This is a genomic window from Stappia sp. ABD4_338 (assembly GCF_056312175.1).
The window spans coordinates 1,634,087-1,651,150 of record NZ_CM149982.1 but is presented as its reverse complement, the minus strand read 5'-3'; the positions used below and the strand labels follow the sequence as shown (position 1 = coordinate 1,651,150).

The 17,064-nt window shown below is 64.3% G+C and carries 18 protein-coding genes; 9 read left to right on the top strand and 9 right to left on the bottom strand.

Translation table 11 applies throughout. From position 1 onward, the window contains the following. Positions 1 to 92: 92 nt before the first annotated feature. A complete protein-coding gene (locus ACYX4S_RS07625) occupies positions 93 to 1,658 on the top strand; it encodes a sensor histidine kinase (RefSeq protein WP_476362464.1) in 1,566 nt (521 codons plus the stop codon). Between the two features lie 21 nt (positions 1,659 to 1,679). On the opposite strand, the gene ACYX4S_RS07620 is transcribed toward ACYX4S_RS07625, so the two are convergent. Then, a complete protein-coding gene (locus tag ACYX4S_RS07620; RefSeq protein ID WP_476362463.1) occupies positions 1,680 to 2,723 on the bottom strand; it encodes an alpha/beta hydrolase family protein in 1,044 nt (347 codons plus the stop codon). 141 nt (positions 2,724 to 2,864) lie between these two features. On the opposite strand from ACYX4S_RS07620, the gene ACYX4S_RS07615 reads away from it, so the two are divergent. Continuing rightward, a complete protein-coding gene (locus ACYX4S_RS07615; RefSeq protein WP_476362462.1) occupies positions 2,865 to 3,890 on the top strand; it encodes a helix-turn-helix domain-containing protein in 1,026 nt (341 codons plus the stop codon). Here the strand turns inward: ACYX4S_RS07615 and cobT are convergent, their stop codons facing one another. Further along, the gene (gene cobT, locus ACYX4S_RS07610; RefSeq protein ID WP_476362461.1) at positions 3,891 to 4,919 is read right to left on the bottom strand and encodes a nicotinate-nucleotide--dimethylbenzimidazole phosphoribosyltransferase; all 1,029 of its coding nucleotides are present in this window, start codon (positions 4,917 to 4,919) and stop codon (positions 3,891 to 3,893) included. Positions 4,920 to 5,021: 102 nt separating this feature from the next. Between cobT and ACYX4S_RS07605 the strand changes: the two genes are divergently transcribed. The 4 genes from ACYX4S_RS07605 (at position 5,022) to ACYX4S_RS07590 (ending at position 8,102) form a co-directional block, all read left to right on the top strand. Then, a complete protein-coding gene (locus ACYX4S_RS07605) occupies positions 5,022 to 5,858 on the top strand; it encodes an adenosylcobinamide-GDP ribazoletransferase (RefSeq protein ID WP_476362460.1) in 837 nt (278 codons plus the stop codon). Positions 5,859 to 5,969: 111 nt separating this feature from the next. Continuing rightward, a complete protein-coding gene (locus ACYX4S_RS07600; protein WP_476362459.1) occupies positions 5,970 to 7,148 on the top strand; it encodes an alpha/beta hydrolase in 1,179 nt (392 codons plus the stop codon). Positions 7,149 to 7,197: 49 nt separating this feature from the next. Then, positions 7,198 to 7,386 carry a DUF1289 domain-containing protein gene (locus tag ACYX4S_RS07595; RefSeq protein ID WP_476362458.1) on the top strand — a complete coding sequence of 63 codons (189 nt, stop codon included), beginning with the start codon at positions 7,198 to 7,200 and terminating at the stop codon, positions 7,384 to 7,386. Beyond that, positions 7,386 to 8,102 carry a retropepsin-like aspartic protease family protein gene (locus ACYX4S_RS07590; protein WP_476362457.1) on the top strand — a complete coding sequence of 239 codons (717 nt, stop codon included), beginning with the start codon at positions 7,386 to 7,388 and terminating at the stop codon, positions 8,100 to 8,102. Before ACYX4S_RS07595 ends, ACYX4S_RS07590 begins: the two co-directional genes overlap by 1 nt. Before the next feature lie 76 nt (positions 8,103 to 8,178). Here ACYX4S_RS07590 and ACYX4S_RS07585 read toward each other — a convergent pair whose 3' ends face one another. The 5 genes from ACYX4S_RS07585 to ACYX4S_RS07565 all read right to left on the bottom strand — a co-directional run bounded on the left by ACYX4S_RS07585 (position 8,179) and on the right by ACYX4S_RS07565 (position 12,075). After that, positions 8,179 to 9,012 carry a sulfite exporter TauE/SafE family protein gene (locus ACYX4S_RS07585; RefSeq protein WP_293721472.1) on the bottom strand — a complete coding sequence of 278 codons (834 nt, stop codon included), beginning with the start codon at positions 9,010 to 9,012 and terminating at the stop codon, positions 8,179 to 8,181. 66 nt (positions 9,013 to 9,078) lie between these two features. Next, positions 9,079 to 10,113: a tRNA dihydrouridine(20/20a) synthase DusA gene (gene dusA / locus ACYX4S_RS07580; protein WP_476362832.1), complete on the bottom strand. Its 1,035-nt coding sequence runs from the start codon at positions 10,111 to 10,113 to the stop codon at positions 9,079 to 9,081. Positions 10,114 to 10,386: 273 nt separating this feature from the next. Further along, entirely contained in the window at positions 10,387 to 10,806 is a 420-nt protein-coding gene (locus tag ACYX4S_RS07575; RefSeq protein ID WP_476362456.1) for a carboxymuconolactone decarboxylase family protein, read from the bottom strand. Continuing rightward, positions 10,745 to 11,170, bottom strand: coding sequence for a MerR family transcriptional regulator (locus ACYX4S_RS07570; protein WP_476362455.1), 426 nt, complete (start codon positions 11,168 to 11,170; stop codon positions 10,745 to 10,747). The genes ACYX4S_RS07575 and ACYX4S_RS07570 overlap by 62 nt, the downstream gene beginning before the upstream one ends. 110 nt (positions 11,171 to 11,280) lie before the next feature. Further along, positions 11,281 to 12,075, bottom strand: a complete 795-nt coding sequence (locus tag ACYX4S_RS07565; RefSeq protein WP_476362454.1) for an alpha/beta fold hydrolase — start codon at positions 12,073 to 12,075, stop codon at positions 11,281 to 11,283. Between the two features lie 83 nt (positions 12,076 to 12,158). On the opposite strand from ACYX4S_RS07565, the gene ACYX4S_RS07560 reads away from it, so the two are divergent. Beyond that, positions 12,159 to 12,515 (top strand): MerR family transcriptional regulator, encoded by a 357-nt coding sequence (locus ACYX4S_RS07560; protein ID WP_293721464.1) that lies wholly within the window; start codon positions 12,159 to 12,161, stop codon positions 12,513 to 12,515. A gap of 130 nt (positions 12,516 to 12,645) precedes the next feature. Then, a complete protein-coding gene (gene pdxY, locus ACYX4S_RS07555; protein WP_476362453.1) occupies positions 12,646 to 13,494 on the top strand; it encodes a pyridoxal kinase in 849 nt (282 codons plus the stop codon). A gap of 133 nt (positions 13,495 to 13,627) precedes the next feature. On the opposite strand, the gene ACYX4S_RS07550 is transcribed toward pdxY, so the two are convergent. Beyond that, positions 13,628 to 14,815 carry a citrate synthase family protein gene (locus tag ACYX4S_RS07550; RefSeq protein ID WP_476362452.1) on the bottom strand — a complete coding sequence of 396 codons (1,188 nt, stop codon included), beginning with the start codon at positions 14,813 to 14,815 and terminating at the stop codon, positions 13,628 to 13,630. Positions 14,816 to 14,897: 82 nt separating this feature from the next. On the opposite strand from ACYX4S_RS07550, the gene ACYX4S_RS07545 reads away from it, so the two are divergent. Further along, a complete protein-coding gene (locus ACYX4S_RS07545) occupies positions 14,898 to 16,004 on the top strand; it encodes a citrate synthase/methylcitrate synthase (RefSeq protein WP_476362451.1) in 1,107 nt (368 codons plus the stop codon). A gap of 138 nt (positions 16,005 to 16,142) precedes the next feature. On the opposite strand, the gene ACYX4S_RS07540 is transcribed toward ACYX4S_RS07545, so the two are convergent. Beyond that, on the bottom strand, positions 16,143 to 17,009 hold the full coding sequence (locus ACYX4S_RS07540) for an alpha/beta fold hydrolase (RefSeq protein ID WP_476362450.1): 867 nt from the start codon (positions 17,007 to 17,009) through the stop codon (positions 16,143 to 16,145). Positions 17,010 to 17,064: the final 55 nt, after the last annotated feature.

The following is a 17,064-nucleotide window of genomic DNA, read 5'->3' as shown; positions in this document are numbered from 1 at the left end:
TCCTTGAGCCGCTTATTAAGAGTTGGTGACCATGATGGGGCGAGTTCAAGTGATCGGGTCAAAGACCTGGCAAGGGTTCGTCCGGGAATCATATGGCTAGCGACGAGACACGCAACGGCGATGCCCGAACCGCCTCCAACAGCGAGCGGGCACAGCGACGCCGGGACGTCGCGAAAACGGTGCGCAGCGCGCGCGAGCGCCTCGCATCGGTCGACGGCGTGCAGCCCAACTTCGAATACGATCTCCTGCTCACCTTTACCAAGAACAGGCTGAGCGCGGCGATCGCCCTCCCCCTGTTCTCCATGATCGTTGCGGGCATCTCGCTTCTCTGGATGCAACCGGCCGTGATTGCCGGCTGGCTCGCGTTCTCGCTCATCGCCCATGTCCTTCTGATGATGGCCTGCAGGCGCTTCGAACGCGAGGCCGCCGGAAACCAGACCCTGGCGACCTGGCGGCGGCAGATGATCGCGGGCGACCTGCTCTACGGTCTGACGTGGGCGGGCTTCTTTCTGCTGCAGTCGACGACAACGAACCAGGACGGCTCCGAAATCTTCCAGTTCGCGACGATGCTGATCGTCATCGCGATGCTGACCATGCTTTCCTCGAGCCTGCCACGTGCGCTGCTTGCCGGAACTCTGCCGATTACGATCGCGATCGTGGTTTCGTTTCTCAACCAGCAGACCGCGATCCACTACGCCATGATGGCCATGGCCATCGGCGCGCAAGGCTTCTTCGTGATGCTGGGCAACCAGCTTCATGCCTCGACGCTGACCATGCTCGCCTTCCGTGCGGAAAAGGATCATCTGATCAGCGAACTGGAACAGGCCAAGGCAATCTCGGACGAGGCACGGCGCCGGGCCGAGGAAGCCAATCTGGCCAAGTCCCGTTTTCTGGCAACCATGAGCCATGAACTGCGCACGCCGCTGAACGCGATTCTCGGCTTTTCGGAGGTCATGAAGAACGAACTTCTGGGGCCGCTCGAAAACCCGACGTACCGGGACTACGCCGGCGACATCCACTCATCGGGCGAGCACCTTCTCAATCTCATCAATGAAATCCTCGACCTTTCGCGCATCGAGGCAGGACGCTACGAACTGAGCGAAGAGGCCGTCGATCTGGCCGCGATCCTGGGCGACTGCCACAGCATGATGCAGATCAGGGCCAACAAGAAGACCATCACGATCAGCGAAGCGATCGAGAAGGAGCTTCCGCGCATCTGGGCCGACGAGCGCGCCGTGAGGCAGGTTCTGCTGAACCTGCTGTCCAACGCGGTGAAGTTCACCCCGACCGGTGGCGAAGTGCTCATTAAGGCGGGCTGGACCGCCGGCGGCGGACAATATGTGTCCATCCGCGACAACGGTCCCGGCATTCCCGAGGACGAAATCCCCATCGTCATGCAGGCGTTCGGTCAGGGGGCCATCGCCATCAAGAGCGCGGAAGCGGGAACGGGCCTCGGCCTGCCGATCGTCAAGGCGCTGGTGCAGATGCACGGTGGCACGTTCGATCTCAAGTCCCGCCTGCGCGAGGGCACCGAAGTGCTTGTCACCTTCCCCGCGTCGCGGGTGCTCGAGGCAATGCCCGCGCTCGACGAAGCCCCGACAGCGGCCGAGCCGAAGCGGCGGCGTGCCGCCGCAAGGCTCCTGCGCAAGGCGTCGTAAGACCGGTACGGTCCGGCTCGCCTATCGCCCCGGGAGGTCCAGAAACGCCGCGACGGCGTCGGCGACCTTTTCATGGGTCTCGGCACGGTCGGTTCCTTCGGGATCGTCGCAGATCGGATCGTCGCCCCACGCGCGAAGCCGGTCCGCCGCCCCCTCCTTGCACACCGCAAGAAATGTGAAGTGATGCGCCGGCGCGATCACCTCCCGCCATGCATCCGAAAGCCGTCCGGCGAGACCGCTTCCTCTCTCGCTCACATCGACCGCCGGCCAGATGTTCTCATCGCCGAGATTCACGAACAGGATGCTTGCCCGGACACGCTCGCGGCTTTCGGGTTGCACCGCATACGTGAGGCCCGGATCGACGGAAACGATCCTCGAGAAGCGAACGTCGAGCATGTCGGCGGAAAAACTCTCCGGAATCTGACGCAGGTTCACGCCGCCTTTTTCGAAGAAGGCACAATCCTGCGAGACCCGACCAACCTTTTCGCAGTAAGCGGCAAAGGCATCCGCATCGAACCTGAGACCGCCCAGTCCGAGTACCGTGCTTCCTCCGAGCGAAAAGCCAAGTGCGGAAATCCGGTCCCGGTCGACATATCCAGCCAGTTGCGGGTCCGAGAGAACGGCATCCAGCGCGGCCGCAAGATCAGCGGCACGGGGCGCGAGGCGAAGCGTACGGCGCGGCGAGGAATCGCCTGATGTGGTACCGGGATGATTGACGCCCACGACGATGGCCCCTCGCCGCGCCAGCCGCGCGGAAAGCCATGCCAGTCCGTCCATCGCGCCTCCGGAGCCGTGGGACAGCAGAACCAGCGGGTGGCGACCATCCGCGACAGCCGCACCCACAAGGGCCTTCTCGCCGGAAAAGATGACATTCTCGCCAATGGTGACGGGATAGGTTGCACGTCCGGCGGGATACCAGAGGGACACTGCGAGCGGTTGAGCTCGATGGCGTGCGGGAACATCCATCCGGTCATAGCCGGGAAGATCGAGCAGGTCCGCTTTCACCGGGATCGGCGCCACGAACGACAGGGCAAGAGCAAATGCAACGGCGGATTTGAAGGACATCGGACTTCTCCAGGTCAAGCACCTGCACAGGAAGCGCCGACAATTCTCCGGTTGCGTCCTCGAACCGGATAGAGGACGACGTCAAAACGGTTTCAGGACCTCATGCTGCCCAAGTCCGCACACCCACATGAAGACGTCAGAATGCTCCTCTTGCCCATTCCGCTTGCCGTTGCCCTGGTTCTTGCCTTCCTCGCCGCGCGGGCGGCGTTGCTTCGCGAAGGACCGCGTCTGTTCCCCGTGCTTCTCGGCGTGGCCGCTCTCCAGGGCGTGGTGATTTCCCTTGTGCAGCACTACGGCGTGAGGGAGCTTCTGTTCCTGCAGCCGGTCACGGCGGCATCCGTGCCTCCCCTCGCCTATCTCGCTTTCCGGCAAGCGGCGGTGAGCGCGCCCCGCTGGCCGCGAGACTTCACGCACCTCCTTACGCCGCTGCTCCTTCTGCCGGCACTGCTTGTCGGACAAAGCGGCTCACCGCTTCTGCCGGACGCGGTGCTGGTGATCATTTTCGTCGGCCACGGCGGTGCGATCCTGGTTCAGGCGGGCAGCGGAACCGGATTGCCCCTCGCCAGTCTTGGACAAGGCGCCCTGCCATCGCGGGTCTGGCAGGCCGTGGGGGCGGCATTGATCCTGTCAGCGGTCAGTGACGCGGCCATTGCCTACGCACTCCACGAGGGGCTGGCATGGCTGCGTCCTCTCATTGTCAGTCTGGTATCGTCCCTCGCCCTGCTGTCGATCGGGCTCCTGGCCCTCGTCGGCGGACGCCCGGAGCGTGAGGACGCGAGCACCGCGCCGGACGAGCGGCACACCACGACCGCACCGCGCACCACGGATCCGGATGATCTCGAGATCGTCGCCCGCCTCGATACGCTGATGAATGAGGAAAGGGTCTTCCTGGACCCGGACCTGACGCTTGCCCGGCTCGCAAGACGACTTGGCCTTCCGGCAAAGGTTCTCTCGGCGGCCGTCAACCGCACCACTGGGGAGAATATCTCGCGCCATGTAAACGCACGTCGCATCCGCCACGCATGCGAGTTGCTGGGCCAGGGCGAGAACGTTACCGCCGCGATGCTCGCGAGCGGCTTCAACACCAAGTCGAACTTCAACCGCGAGTTTCTGCGCGTTACCGGTAAGACACCGAGCGCCTTTCGGAGTACGCGCTCGGAAGCCTGATCAAACGGGGAACTTTCCGGTCACACCCGCATCCGCGAAGGTCGCCATGCCCGTGTGGGTCGAAACCGCCGCCTTGACGATGCCCGCCGCAAGCGCGGCGCCGGTCCCCTCCCCAAGGCGCATCCCGAGATCGAGCAGCGGTTCCTTGCCCATGTGCTCCAAGGCGCGGCCGTGTGCCGACTCGGCGGACCGATGGGCAAAGATGCAATGATCGAGCGCCGAAGGATCCATCGCATGGAGAACGGCCACGGCGGCGGTCGCGACGAAACCGTCGACGATCACGGGGATGCGCTGAAGCCGGGCGGCCAGAACGGCTCCGGACATGGCCGCGATTTCCCGCCCGCCGACACGGCGTAGCACTTCAAGAGGATCGCGAGTGCCGGCGATGCGCGCGACGGCTCCCTCGACCGCTTCACGCTTGCGCACCATTCCCTCGTCATCGACGCCCGTTCCCGGGCCGACCCAATCGCCTGGCGTGCCTCCGAAAAGGCCTGACAGAACCGCTGCAGCGACCGTGGTGTTCCCGATGCCCATCTCGCCGATGCAGAGAAGGTCGGTGCCGCCAGAAACCGCCTCCATGCCGAACGCCATCGTCGCGGCGCAGTTCGCCTCGTCGAAGGCATCCTCCTCGACAATGTCGGGCGTCGGCAGGTCCAGCGCCAGGTCGAACACCTTCAGTCCCAGATCATGGGCAATGCAGAGCTGGTTGATCGCGGCACCGCCAGCGGAAAAGTTCTCGACCATCTGGCGCGTCACGCTGGCGGGAAAAGCCGACACACCGCGCTCGGCGACGCCATGATTGGCTGCAAAGATCGCCACCACCGGACGCGTGATGCGCGGCTTGCCGCGACCGCTCCAGGCGGCAACCCACTCCGCAAGGCTCTCCAGACGACCGAGCGAGCCTGCCGGTTTGGTAAGCTGCACCTCGCGCGCGCGGACCTCGGCAATCGCCTCCTCGTCCGGACCAGGCATCTGGCGCACCAGATTGCGAATGTCGTCGAAGGGCAAGGCGGACGAAGAAAGGGACATATGGAAGGCTCCGATCGATCTCGGCAAGGCGGGCATTGGCGCCTGACGGGCGCCGATCTATAAACCGTCATGCAACGCATCGCAAAGTCGCATGAGGACAAAATGGAGCGCGCCGAAACGACACAAGCATCCGGCTCCCCATTTTCGCCCTCCCGGATGATTGCGGACCTCGCCGCGCTCCTGAGGTTCTTTTCCCGCGTTCCCGTTCCGCGCCTGGGCCGGCTTGACGATCCGGCCGCGCTGCCGGCCTTCCCCAGAGCCGGCGCCCTGACACCCGTCGCGGCCGTGTTCCTCGCTCTTCCCGGGGCGCTGACACTTTGTGTCCTGGCCGCGAGCGGCCTGCCCCCATTGGCTGTCGCGCTTGTCACGATCGGCGTTTGCATGGCGGTGACCGGCGCCCTGCACGAGGACGGTCTCGCGGATATCGCCGACGGGTTCTTCGGCGCCTCGACGCGTGAGCGCAGGCTGGAGATCATGAAGGACAGCCGAATTGGCGCTTTCGGGGCCCTGGCACTCGTGATCGGTGTCGGCCTGCGCGCCTCGCTTCTGGCCGCCCTTCTGGAGCGTTTCGGGATTGCCGGAGCCGGCCTTGCCCTGCTGGGAGCTGAAGCAGCCTCCCGCTCCGCCATGATCGTCCTCTGGTCGTCTCTGCCGCCTGCCCGGCCCGACGGGCTGTCTGCCGCCTGCGGCAAACCCGGCAAGTTCGCTGCCGTGGTGGCCCTTGGTATCGGCCTTGCCGCACTGGCCCCGCTCCCGGCTTTCACGGGCCCCGTTCCGCTCGCGGCCGCACTCCTTGCCACAGGCCTTCTGACATTCGGGCTGTGCCGCCTTGCGCTTGCAAAGATAGGCGGTCAAACGGGAGACGTTCTTGGTGCCTGCCAGCAGATCGCCCTTGTCGCGCTTCTTGCAGGATTGGCGCTTGAGCCCGCGACGGGATGAGTGCCGAACGCAGATACCTGTGATAAGCACAGACGACCGCAGACTGGCCGAGATACTTGGACAGAACCAATCCCTCACACCACGGGACGACCGTTCGGGATGCAGAGCCGGATGACGAGAAACCAAACCGGGACCGGCGCGTTCGCAATGCGCCACGTCAGGCGCATCGGCCTTCTTTCCGCGATGCTGATTGTGCTTGCCGCATGCGCGGTGCGCCCGGGCGATGGCAGCCTGCAGATATCCGACAAGCCGCTTTCGGGCGCCACGGATCACACCGTGCTTGTCGCGACCACCCGGAAGCGGGCGGAAGCGCCGGCGACCATCTTCTCACGCGGCCGCGCCGATCAACTCGACCATGCGATCGCGACGGTTTCCGTGCCCCCGACGCATGTTCCCGGCAAGATCGAATGGGCGAGCATTCCTCCCGGCGATCCCACAACGGACTATACATTGCGCAGCGCCAGCTATCTGGACGATGCGGGCTTCGTCGCGGCCCTCGACCGGGAGCTGCTGAAGCGCCCCAAGGGACAGCGCTCGGTATTCGTCTTCGTGCACGGGTTCAACACCCGCTTCCCGGAAGCGCTCTACCGGATGGTTCAGCTCAAGCATGATTCCAAGCTGCCCCAGGTGCCGGTTCTCTTCACCTGGGCGTCGGGAGGCAATGTCACCGACTATCTCTATGACACGAACAGCGCGACGATCGCGCGTGACGGGTTGGAACGCACGCTGCGGACGCTTGCCGCATCCAGGGCGGAGAAAATCAACATCCTCGCCCATTCGATGGGCAACTGGGTTCTGACCGAGACGATGCGTCAGATCCGCATCTCCGGACGCCCGCTTCCCCAGTCCAAGATCGGCATCATCGCAATGGCGGCTCCCGATCTCGACATCGACGTGTTCCGGGCGCAGATGGAGCGCATGGGCAAGCCGCCGAAGCCTTTCGTCATCCTCGTTTCGAAGGATGACCGTGCACTGAAGGCGTCCAACCTGCTCGCCGGCGGGTCGGGCCGTCTTGGCTCCTATCAGGACGAGGAAGAACTCGCGCGGCTCGGTGCCGTCGTCATCGACCTCACGGATGTGAAGGCGGGGGACGCCGCAAACCACGGCAAGTTCGCGCAAATCGCCCAGGCCGCGCCGGAACTGCGGCAGGCCCTCTCGTCGCTCAGGCTCGAGCGGCGTGTCGGCACCACGGAGACGACGGTGGACGCTGTCGGCAACACCGCCAAGGCGGCGGTCACATTCCCGCTGAAGATCCTCACCGCACCGATCACGGCCTTGTCCGGCCGCTGACAAGACCCCAGATGATTGCGCTGACGTGAAACGCGGACCAAGAGGCGAGATGAGCGTGACGATCGAGACACCCTGCATCAAGGTCTGCCGCATCGATCAGTCGCGCGGCATCTGTACGGGTTGCCTGCGCACGCTCGAGGAAATCGCGGGCTGGGGAAGCTATACGCCGGCACAGCGCCGCGAGATCATGAACGCCCTGCCTTCCCGTGATCTCACGGGCCTTCGGGAGACCGGGTGATGCGCGGCGGTGGCATTCTCGGCACGCTGGTGCTTGGCATTCTCATCATCATCATGGTCGGCGCGGTCGCGGCATTCCTGCTCGGCGATACGATGCCGGGGTCGGAAACCTGGGCCTCGGACATGGGGCCGCGGGTCGTCTCTCTTCTGGCACTGGGGATTGTGATCGGCGGCGCGATGATTGCCAGCCCGCCCGCTCTGCCGACCGTCGTCCGTTCGGTGTTTTCCTGGCTTGTGATCGGCGCGGTTCTCGTTGGCGGCTACGCCTACCGTCACGAGCTTGAAGGGGTCGGCCGGCGTATTGTCGGAACACTGATGCCGGGATATGCGATCACGGATCCCGTGTCCGGGACGATCACGGTGATGCGCGACAGGAGCAGCCACTACCGCATCCAAGGTGCCGTCAACGGCGCTCCCGTGGAGTTTCTGTTCGACACCGGAGCCTCTGCCCTGACGCTCAGGAACGAGGATGCGAGCGCGGCGGGCATCGACACCGGACGGCTTTCCTGCACGATCCCCGTTTCCACGGCGAACGGTCGCAGCCAGGTGGCGGCAATCCGCGTGAACGATCTCTCCATAGACAGACTGCGCCTGGACAATATCCGCGCGTTCGTCGCCAGACCCGGCGCCCTGGAAACCAGTCTCCTCGGCATGTCCGTCATGGACCGGCTGAAAAGCTGGCGTGTCGAGGGGGATCGTTTGATCCTCGAGCCCTGACACGCGCATTGGATACGAAACGCCCCGGCCAGTTTCTGGCCGGGGCTGACTTTGCCTGTATGTCCTGAAGGGGACCTCAGCCGGCCCAAAGGCTCCAGGCGAAACGTGCCGCGACGCTCAGCAGGAACAGGCCAAAGAAGATCTCCAGCGCGCGCTTGGGCAGCGCATGGGCGATCTTGACGCCGAAGGGCGCCGCAAACGTCGTGATCGGAATGATCAGCGCGACACCGAGCAGGTTCACGTAGCCGAGCGAGAACGCAGGCAGGTCCGGGTGTCCCCAGCCGGCCCACACGAGACCGATCACGCCGGGAATGGAGATCAGAACGCCGGTGCCCGAGGAAGTTGCCACGGCCTGATGGATCGGCCGGCCGAAGAGGGTCATGAATGTGTTGTTCATGACGCCGCCGCCGATGCCCATCAGGGTCGAGAAAAATCCGATCAGCATGCCGCAGATCGCACGCACGGGATTGCCGGGGATGTCGGAACCCAACCGCCAGCTCTCGCGGTTCAGGAGCATCCTGAGACCGACCGCGACCGCAATGCCGGCAAAAATGGCCTTGAGTTCATCGCCGGAAACATAGGCGGCGACGAAGCTCGCGACAATGGCACCGGCCGGCACGGGAATGATCCAGCTCTTCAGAAGTTCGAGATCCGCTGCACCGCGCTTCTTGTGCGCGAGGAAGGAGCGGATCGACGTGGGAACGATAATGCCGAGCGATGTCGCCACCGACACATGCATGCGCACGGACTCGTCGACGCCCAGCCAGGTCAGGAACTGGAACAGGACGGGCACCAGAACCGCCCCGCCGCCAATGCCGAAGACACCGGCCAGAAGGCCGGCAACGGCGCCCGACGCAAGCAGCGCGAAAGCAAGGCCGATGACCTCGCCGTTGATAGACGACAAATCCATGAATGCCCCCGAGGATGGCTCGCCAAGGGATGGGGAGAAGAGGTGCCGGAGGACGCGGGCGGCGAGCTACCGCGCGACGGCCCTAGTGTGGTCTAACTGCCCCGCCTCGCCGCTTTTGTCCAGCCCGCCCCGTCCGATCTCGGCAATCGCGGCATCGAGCACCTCGATCCCGGCACCCGGTCTGACGGCATCGACGGTCAGCCGTCGGCGCCACGCGCGTGCGCCCGGAACGCCGTGATAAAGGCCAAGCATGTGGCGCATGAGCTGATTTGCGCGCGCGCCCTTCGCGAGTTCGTCCTCGACAATGGGACGAAACCGCTCGATTGCCTCGTCCCTGTCTGAAACGGGATCTTCTTCGCCGTGAAACCGGCTGTCGACTCGCGCCAGGATCCAGGGATCATGATAGGCAGCACGCCCGAGCATCACCCCATCGACATGGGCAAGATGCGCTTCAGCCTCGTCCAGATCGGCGATCCCGCCGTTGATTCCGATGTAAAGGTCCGGCAGACGCTGCTTGAGTCGATAAACCCGGTCATGGTCGAGCGGTGGGATGTCCCGGTTTTCCTTCGGCGACAAGCCTTTCAGCCACGCCTTGCGTGCATGGACCCAAAGCGCATCGACGCCGGCCTCGACCACCCGGTCAGCCATCGCGTCGAGCGCCGGTTCCGGATCCTGATCGTCGACACCAATACGACACTTCACCGTGACAGGGATCGAAACGACAGCCTTCATGGCCGAAACGCATTCGCCCACGAGGTCAGGCTCGCGCATGAGGCATGCACCGAACCGCCCCGATTGCACACGATCGGAGGGGCAGCCGACATTCAGGTTGATTTCGTCATAGCCGAAATCCGCCACGATGCGCGCCGCCTCGGCCAGTTCCTTCGGGTCGGAACCGCCTAGCTGGCAGGCGACGGGGTGCTCAAGATCGCGGAAACCGAGCAGCCGTTGACGGTCTCCATGGATCACGGCAGCGCCCGCGACCATCTCCGTATAAAGCAGCGCATTGCTGCTCAATTGCCGGTGGAAGGCACGGCAAAAGCGGTCCGTCCACTCCATCATGGGCGCCACGGAGATCTTGTGTGACTGATATTTCTTCATCTTGCTTTTCATCAAACTGCATCGTCGCAGCGAACGTACTTCGCTCCGCGAACCGAGGCTGAAGCCTGGCGAACCTATACACGTCACCCGAACCACAGCCAATACATTCGGCAACCGGCGACCGGAACCAATTCCCCGGGGCTTTGATTTGCGGCACCGCTCCGCTCAGACAGTGTGTCGATCCCGGATGCCCACAATTACTTCGGCATGTCGCCCCCTTTGCCAGAGAAGTGCGGACGGCCGCCCCTTGCGGGGCGACGATCACGCGCAAGCTCAGACTGAAGCCTCTTCCTCCCCACCTTCCCTCAGTGCATAGACCTCTTTCGCCGCGAAGAGCCCGTTCAGCGCGGCGGGAAAGCCGGCGTAGACCGCCATCTGCATCAGGATCTCGGTGATTTCTTCCCGGCTCAGGCCGACATTCAATCCGGCTTCAATATGCACCTTGAGCTGGGGACGTGCCGTCCCCATCGCCGCCAGCGCGGCAATGGTGGCGATCTCGCGGTCGCGCAACGACAGGCCCGGACGCGAGTAGATATCGCCGAAGGGGAACTCGAACAGATAGGTGGCGAAATCCGGCGCGATGTCGGCCAGCGCCTCGATCACGTTCCTGCCTGCCTTGCCGTCTATGGCCTCAAGAGCGCGCTGCCCGCGCTCCAACCTGCTTTCCTGCGAGGGTGTGTTTTGTATCGTCATGGAAATGCGTCCCTTTCTCTGCCTCGACATAAGTGTCGATCTTGGTGTCGAGAACGAGAAGGCAGGCCTGCAAATCGGCCATATGCGCCCGCACCTGTTCGCGATGCGCTTCCAGGATGCGCCGCCGCTCCGGCCCGGTGTGTTCGCCCTCCTCACGCAATGCCGCGTAGCGCAGCATCTCGCGGATGGGCATGCCGGTGGTCTTCAGCCGGTCGAGGAAGTCGATCCAGACGAGGATAGACGCGTCGTAATCGCGTCGTCCGCCGGCATCGCGATCCGCAAAGGGTAACAGCCCGATCCGTTCGTAGTAGCGAATGGTGTGGGCCGTGAGACCACTGCGTTTCGCGAGTTCACCGATTTTCATGACACCTGCCTCTCATCAAGACGCAATCGAGGCTAGGGGTTCGAGTGCGCTCCAAGTCAAGCGGTTCTTGTTCCGGCCTCGTGAACCACACTCCGGCGACAGGCGAGGTATCACTTCGCTTCCTCGAGGAAGGTCCGTATCGCTGAGGCAACCTCGACCGGACATTCCATCGGCGAAAGATGCGGCCCCTCGATCCAGCCCAGCCGTGAACCTTCGATGCCATTTGCAAGGGCGATGGACGCGGAGGGAAGAACCATCTGGTCATGGCGATTGCCGAGCACCAGCGTCGGCGCCCGCACGTCGGCAAGATCCGCCGAAATGTCGATCTCCCTATCGAGAACCGCCTGACGCGCCATCCCCTCCCAGTTCGTGGAAGCGACCATCTGCTCCACCACGGCTTCCAGAGCTCCCATTGTCGCGACAAAATCCGCACTGAATCCCGTCAGAAGGATCAGGCGAGCCAATGCCTCGCGATCCCGCGCCACCAGGTCGATCCAGTGATCGAACTGCAGGCGCGACCGCGGGTCCATCCCGGTGACAAAGCCGCCCAAACTGACCAGGTGTCGCACACGGTCGGGATGCCGCGAGGCCAAACGCACGGCGACAGCCGCCCCCAGAGAGAAGCCGACGAGGTCGAAAGTCTCGACACCGGCGTGATCGACCGTGGCCAGGACCTGTCCCGCCAGACGATCCAGTGTCAGCCGCCCGGACAGGTCGGTGGTAAGCCCCGAGCCTGCATAGTCGGGGCGCAGAATGCGCCGTCCCGGCAAGTGACGAATGACCTCGCCCCAGTTTGCTTCTCCGTCGCCGCCGGTGCCGTGCACCAATACAAGCGGTGCTCCCCCGCCACTGTCGCGATATCCGACCTGCGCATCACCCAACTGAACATACTCGGTTTTCGACATTGTTCCGGTCTCCGTCTTGATCCGTCATGCAATCTCCTGCACCCTCACAACGCTGTCAGGGTCAAGGGGGAACGGAACCGGAAATGCAGATTGGCGAGATTTCCGAGCGCAGCGGCGTGAGCGTGCGGATGTTGCGGTACTACGAGGCTGAAGGCCTTCTCACACCGCACCGGCGCGACAGCGGCTATCGCGACTATTCGGACGCGGATCTCGAGGAGGCTTGCCGGATCCGGCAACTGGCCGATGCCGGCCTGACCATCGACGCCATGCGCGACCTGCTTCCCTGTATCATCAGCCCCGAACCCCGCTTCGATCCTTGCGAGAACCTGCGTGCGCGGTTGTCCGGCGAGCTTGAAAAACTCGACAGAAAGCTCGAGGACATCGGGCGCTCCCGCGACCTGATAGCAGGTTATATTGACAGTCTTGGCCCCACCTCCTGAACCCGCCTGCCAGCCCGCTGCCGAATAACCACGATCATTCGCCTCGCCCGCCTCACCGGGAGACAAACGTCATCTCCCGGTAAGTGCTCGCCTGTCGGCATGCGCAAGCCCCCGAACCGGACACCATCAGATGCCTCATCCTCCCTTCGTGATCTCGATCCAGAGCCAGGTGGTCTTCGGCCACGTGGGCAATTCGGCCGCTCTTTTCCCGATGCAGGCAGCGGGGCTGGAGGTCGCGGCGATCCCGACCGTGATCTTCTCCAACACCCCCGATTACCCCACCCTGCGTGGCCGCCCTCTGCCGCCGGAGTTCTTCTCCGACCTCCTGCAGGGCGCTCGCGAACGGGGACTGGCGGAGCGGGCGCGGTTTATCGTCTCTGGCTATATCGGCTCGCCGGAGGTGGCCGAGATGGTCGCCGACTTCGTGGCCGAGGCGAAAGCCCTCAACCCGCAGCTGACCTATCTCTGCGACCCGGTGATGGGGGACGACGGCCCCGGCCTCTACGTGCCAGAGGCCATTGCGGACATCATGCGCGACCGACTGCTGCCGCAGGCGGACCTCGCCACGCCGAACCCGTTCGAACTGTCCTGGCTCACGGGTCGGAGGATCCGCACCCTCACCGACCTCCAGCCGGCGAAAGAAGCGCTGCGGATCTCCCAAACCGGCCACCTGATCGTTACCGGATGCACGTTGGACGATACCTCCGAGGGTTGGCTCGAGAGCATCATTCTCGGTCCCGACGGCATCAGCCGGCATCCGACCGAGCACCTGCCGATCGCCCTGCCCGGTACGGGCGACCTGTTCTCCGGACTGGTCGTGGCCGGTCTGGGCAGCGGTCACGACCTGCCGCACGCGGTTGAAATGGCTCAGATGCTTACGGCCCGCGCACTTGGCCGCGCACAGGCACTCAGGGCCGGGGAAGTGGTCCTCAGCGACCCCGACTTCCGTCGCGTGCTGTTGAACCTCAGCCCCGAGTAACCGCACCGTATCTCAGTGGCGGAGAGGAAGGCTGCGCGTTCCGAAGACCCCCTCCGCACCATCGAGATACGGCCCTTTCATTTGGTCTGGGCAGCTGGAAACGAGCAGAAACGGGACTGGCCGGTCACGAGGCTCACGATTCCGGCGGCGGCCCGCTATATCGGGCGCGCGGCCGGATGAGCTTGCCTTCTCCATATTGTTCCAGGGCGTGGGCGATCCACCCGGCCGTCCTGCCCACCGCGAACAGGACGTGCCCGCTTTCCGGCGGCAAGTCGAATGCCCGGCAGATCGAGGCAAGTGCGAAGTCGACGTTCGGCGGTTTGCCGGTGGCCTCCGCCATCACTTCGATCAGCGCCGCCTGGTCGGCATTCTCCGGCAACAGCGGAAGCAAGGCTGCGGCTCTCGGGTCGCCTTCCGGATAAAGCGGATGACCGAACCCGGGTATCCTCTCGCCCCGGCGCAGACGCGACTCGACGACCGCTTCCGCGTCACCGTCACACTCCTCGAGCAACCGCACCGCGAGACTGGTCGTCCCCCCGTGCAGGGGACCGCTGAGCGCCGAAAGACCCGCATTCAGACAGGCGCCGAGCGAAGCGCCGGTCGACGCCACCACGCGTACGGCAAATGCCGAGGCATTCAGTTCGTGATCCGCCAACAGCACGAGCGCGCGCCTGACCACATCCGTCGCGGCAACATCGAGACCCCAGACCGCCGCGAGATGCTCATGAACGGGACGGTCATCCGGCATCGCTCCGACGGCCGCCCCGGCGATAGCGCGCAACAGCGCCGCGCCACCGGACCAGAGTGTCCGGTTGCCACGTTGCCACGCGGTTGCCCGCCCTACCGAAACGAAAGGCAACAGGATCTGGCAGCGCTCCGTCAGGGGCAACCGCGTCACCTGCTCCAGAAGCACGCTGTCCCAGCATGGACCCACGCGCCCTCCCCCATCAAAGGGATCGACGTCACCGCACGACCACAACAGCCGCGCCGTATCCTCGAGCGACGCGTGCCCGGCCCATTTCACCGCCTCCCGTCCCCGGTAGTGAAGACGTCCGTGATCAATCAGTGAAATGCCCGACGACAGGACAGGGAAGCCCCAGTCGAGTGTCGTCTCCGCGACGTCGCGCGGTCGCCGGCCAACACTCTTGCGATGCCGCATCCGGTCAACGTCATGCGCGTCATAAAGGCGTCGACGCGGATCATCCACGCCTTCGACCGCCCTGATAAGTCCACGGCTCACGTAGGAGTAGAGCGTCGCGCGGCTGATGCCGAGCCGTTCTGCCGCCTCTTCGGCGCTGAGGAGGGAGTCTGTTTCAGCCATCTTCTTACATTGATTTTATGAATCAAGATTGATCAATATAGAATGCGTCATCATCCTGCTGCCTGTCAAACAGGAGAAACAGATGATCAACGACCTGACGTCCATCGAGCCGGGCCTTGATAATGTGGTCGCCGCCGAGACAAGGCTGTGTCTTGTCGATGGTGCGGCCGGCCGGCTGGTCCTGCGTGGCCATGATCTCGCCGACCTTGCGGACTGGAGCTTCGAGGCCGTTCTCGGCCTGCTCTGGGAAGACCTCGCCCCCGCCCCGACGACCGAGGACGACATCCGCAGAGCGCTCGGTGCCGCACGGCACACCGTCTTTGCCAGGACGGAAGCACTGCTCCCGGCGACCGACACACTCTCTCCGGTCGAGGCACTGCGGCTGCTGCTGTCGTCCCTGGCGGATTCCGAGGACACACCGCATCATGTCCTGGCCGTGGCCGCGACGCCGGTCTTTGCGGCCGCCATTGCGCGGCGCCGGGCCGGCAAGGCTCCACTGGAACCGGACGCTTCACTCGGTCACGCCCATGATTTTCTGCGCATGTTGCATGGCAAGACACCGGCTCCCGACCATGTCCGGGCCCTGAACGCCTATCTGGTCACCGTCGCGGATCACGGACTGAACGCATCCACCTTCGCCGCGCGGGTCATCTCCTCCACGCAGGCCGGGCTGCTTTCGGCTGTCGTCGGCGGCCTCTGCGCCTTGAAGGGCCCCCTGCACGGCGGCGCTCCCGGTCCGGTTCTCGACATGCTGGATGCCATCGGGAACGAGGCCTGCATCCGCCCGTGGATCGAGGCGGCGCTGGCGAATGGCGAGCGTCTGATGGGCTTCGGGCACCGCATCTATCGCGTCCGCGATCCACGTGCCGATGTTCTGAAAGGCGTCGTCGGAACGTTGCGCGATGGTGGCACACGCATCGCCTTTGCCGAGGCGGTCGAGGCCGAAGCGCTGGCGCAGCTTGCCCGCAAGAAACCGCTGCGCCCTCTGGAAACCAATGTCGAGTTCTACACCGCGCTGGTTCTCGAGGCGCTCGGCATCCCGCGCGACAGTTTCACCAACATCTTCGCAATCGGCCGCATGGCCGGGTGGACAGCCCATGTCCTGGAGCAGGAAAAACTGGGCCGGTTGATCCGGCCGCAATCACGCTATGTCGGCCCTATGCCTGGCGTGCAAACCCTGGCCGTATAGTCGGCAAACGCAAGAGACCGGGCGGCGAAAAGCACGGGAGGGAGCCCCCTCTCCTCCCGATGCCCGCCGCCCGGTGCGACTGACGGTTGTGAAGCCGTTTCCCTCACCGCGCGCCACGAGTTGCCGGGGAAAAGGCCGTCACGCCGCACGCCCCTGCCGGGATGCCTTGGCAAGGAAGGCGACCAGGAGGTCGGCGATCTCCTCGGGCCGGTCCTCGGGCGCGAAGTGCCCGGTATTTTCAAGCACGCTCAGCTCGGAACCCGGGATCGTGCGGTGCAGGCGCTCCGCCCACGTGACGGACTGCCAGGCATCATCCGCTCCCCAGATAATCTTCACCGGCAGCCTTCCAAGTTCGGGCAGGCGGTCCGCCACTTCCATCGTGTGCTTCGCCTGATAATGGCGCGCCTGATGCTGAAAGTAGCTGCCCTGACCGATCGGCCCCGAAATCATGTCGACGTAGGTCTCGAGCGGCCCTGCCGCAAAGGCCTCCTTGTCCCAAACCGCCGACAGCAGCCACTGGCGGAAATGGGCACGATGCTCGTCGTCGGGCGCCTTGATCAAGGCTTCAAGCCCCGCGGCCAGTTGCTCCTGGGCCTGCCTGGAGGGGGAACTGTCGAAACAGACCGCATCCATGAGCGTGAGCGAACGCAGCCGATCAGGATGGAAAACACCGAAACGTTGCGCGATCCCGCCGCCGAAATCATGGCCGACGAGATGCACCGTATCCAGGCCCCAATGCGCTAGGAACTTTTCCAGCAGCGGAACCTGCGCGCTGACCGAGGTATCCACGGACGAGTCCACGGGGCGCTCGGACTGGCCATACCCCAGCAGGTCGTAGACGTGCACCTTGTATCCGGCCGCCACGAGACGTGGCACGACGTTGCGCCAGATCAGGGAGGAAGACGGCGTCCCGTGCAAGAGCACGACCGGCTCGCCTTCCCCATGCACCCCATAGGCCAGCCTGTTTCCATCGACTACGGCATGATTTTCCAGAATATGGCTCATCTCGGTCTCCAGTTGCGGTTGCCGAGCGCAATCTAGGTCACGGACGAAAGTGACA

Excerpts from the sequence above, each read along its gene's own strand:
- ACYX4S_RS07625 (WP_476362464.1), top strand. The coding sequence starts at position 93 with ATGGCTAGCGACGAGACACGCAACGGCGATGCCCGAACCGCCTCCAAC.
- ACYX4S_RS07620 (WP_476362463.1), bottom strand. The coding sequence starts at position 2,723 with ATGTCCTTCAAATCCGCCGTTGCATTTGCTCTTGCCCTGTCGTTCGTG.
- ACYX4S_RS07615 (WP_476362462.1), top strand. The coding sequence starts at position 2,865 with ATGCTCCTCTTGCCCATTCCGCTTGCCGTTGCCCTGGTTCTTGCCTTC.
- cobT (WP_476362461.1), bottom strand. The coding sequence starts at position 4,919 with ATGTCCCTTTCTTCGTCCGCCTTGCCCTTCGACGACATTCGCAATCTG.
- ACYX4S_RS07605 (WP_476362460.1), top strand. The coding sequence starts at position 5,022 with ATGGAGCGCGCCGAAACGACACAAGCATCCGGCTCCCCATTTTCGCCC.
- ACYX4S_RS07600 (WP_476362459.1), top strand. The coding sequence starts at position 5,970 with ATGACGAGAAACCAAACCGGGACCGGCGCGTTCGCAATGCGCCACGTC.
- ACYX4S_RS07595 (WP_476362458.1), top strand. The coding sequence starts at position 7,198 with ATGAGCGTGACGATCGAGACACCCTGCATCAAGGTCTGCCGCATCGAT.
- ACYX4S_RS07590 (WP_476362457.1), top strand. The coding sequence starts at position 7,386 with ATGCGCGGCGGTGGCATTCTCGGCACGCTGGTGCTTGGCATTCTCATC.
- ACYX4S_RS07585 (WP_293721472.1), bottom strand. The coding sequence starts at position 9,012 with ATGGATTTGTCGTCTATCAACGGCGAGGTCATCGGCCTTGCTTTCGCG.
- dusA (WP_476362832.1), bottom strand. The coding sequence starts at position 10,113 with ATGAAGAAATATCAGTCACACAAGATCTCCGTGGCGCCCATGATGGAG.
- ACYX4S_RS07575 (WP_476362456.1), bottom strand. The coding sequence starts at position 10,806 with ATGACGATACAAAACACACCCTCGCAGGAAAGCAGGTTGGAGCGCGGG.
- ACYX4S_RS07570 (WP_476362455.1), bottom strand. The coding sequence starts at position 11,170 with ATGAAAATCGGTGAACTCGCGAAACGCAGTGGTCTCACGGCCCACACC.
- ACYX4S_RS07565 (WP_476362454.1), bottom strand. The coding sequence starts at position 12,075 with ATGTCGAAAACCGAGTATGTTCAGTTGGGTGATGCGCAGGTCGGATAT.
- ACYX4S_RS07560 (WP_293721464.1), top strand. The coding sequence starts at position 12,159 with ATGCAGATTGGCGAGATTTCCGAGCGCAGCGGCGTGAGCGTGCGGATG.
- pdxY (WP_476362453.1), top strand. The coding sequence starts at position 12,646 with ATGCCTCATCCTCCCTTCGTGATCTCGATCCAGAGCCAGGTGGTCTTC.
- ACYX4S_RS07550 (WP_476362452.1), bottom strand. The coding sequence starts at position 14,815 with ATGGCTGAAACAGACTCCCTCCTCAGCGCCGAAGAGGCGGCAGAACGG.
- ACYX4S_RS07545 (WP_476362451.1), top strand. The coding sequence starts at position 14,898 with ATGATCAACGACCTGACGTCCATCGAGCCGGGCCTTGATAATGTGGTC.
- ACYX4S_RS07540 (WP_476362450.1), bottom strand. The coding sequence starts at position 17,009 with ATGAGCCATATTCTGGAAAATCATGCCGTAGTCGATGGAAACAGGCTG.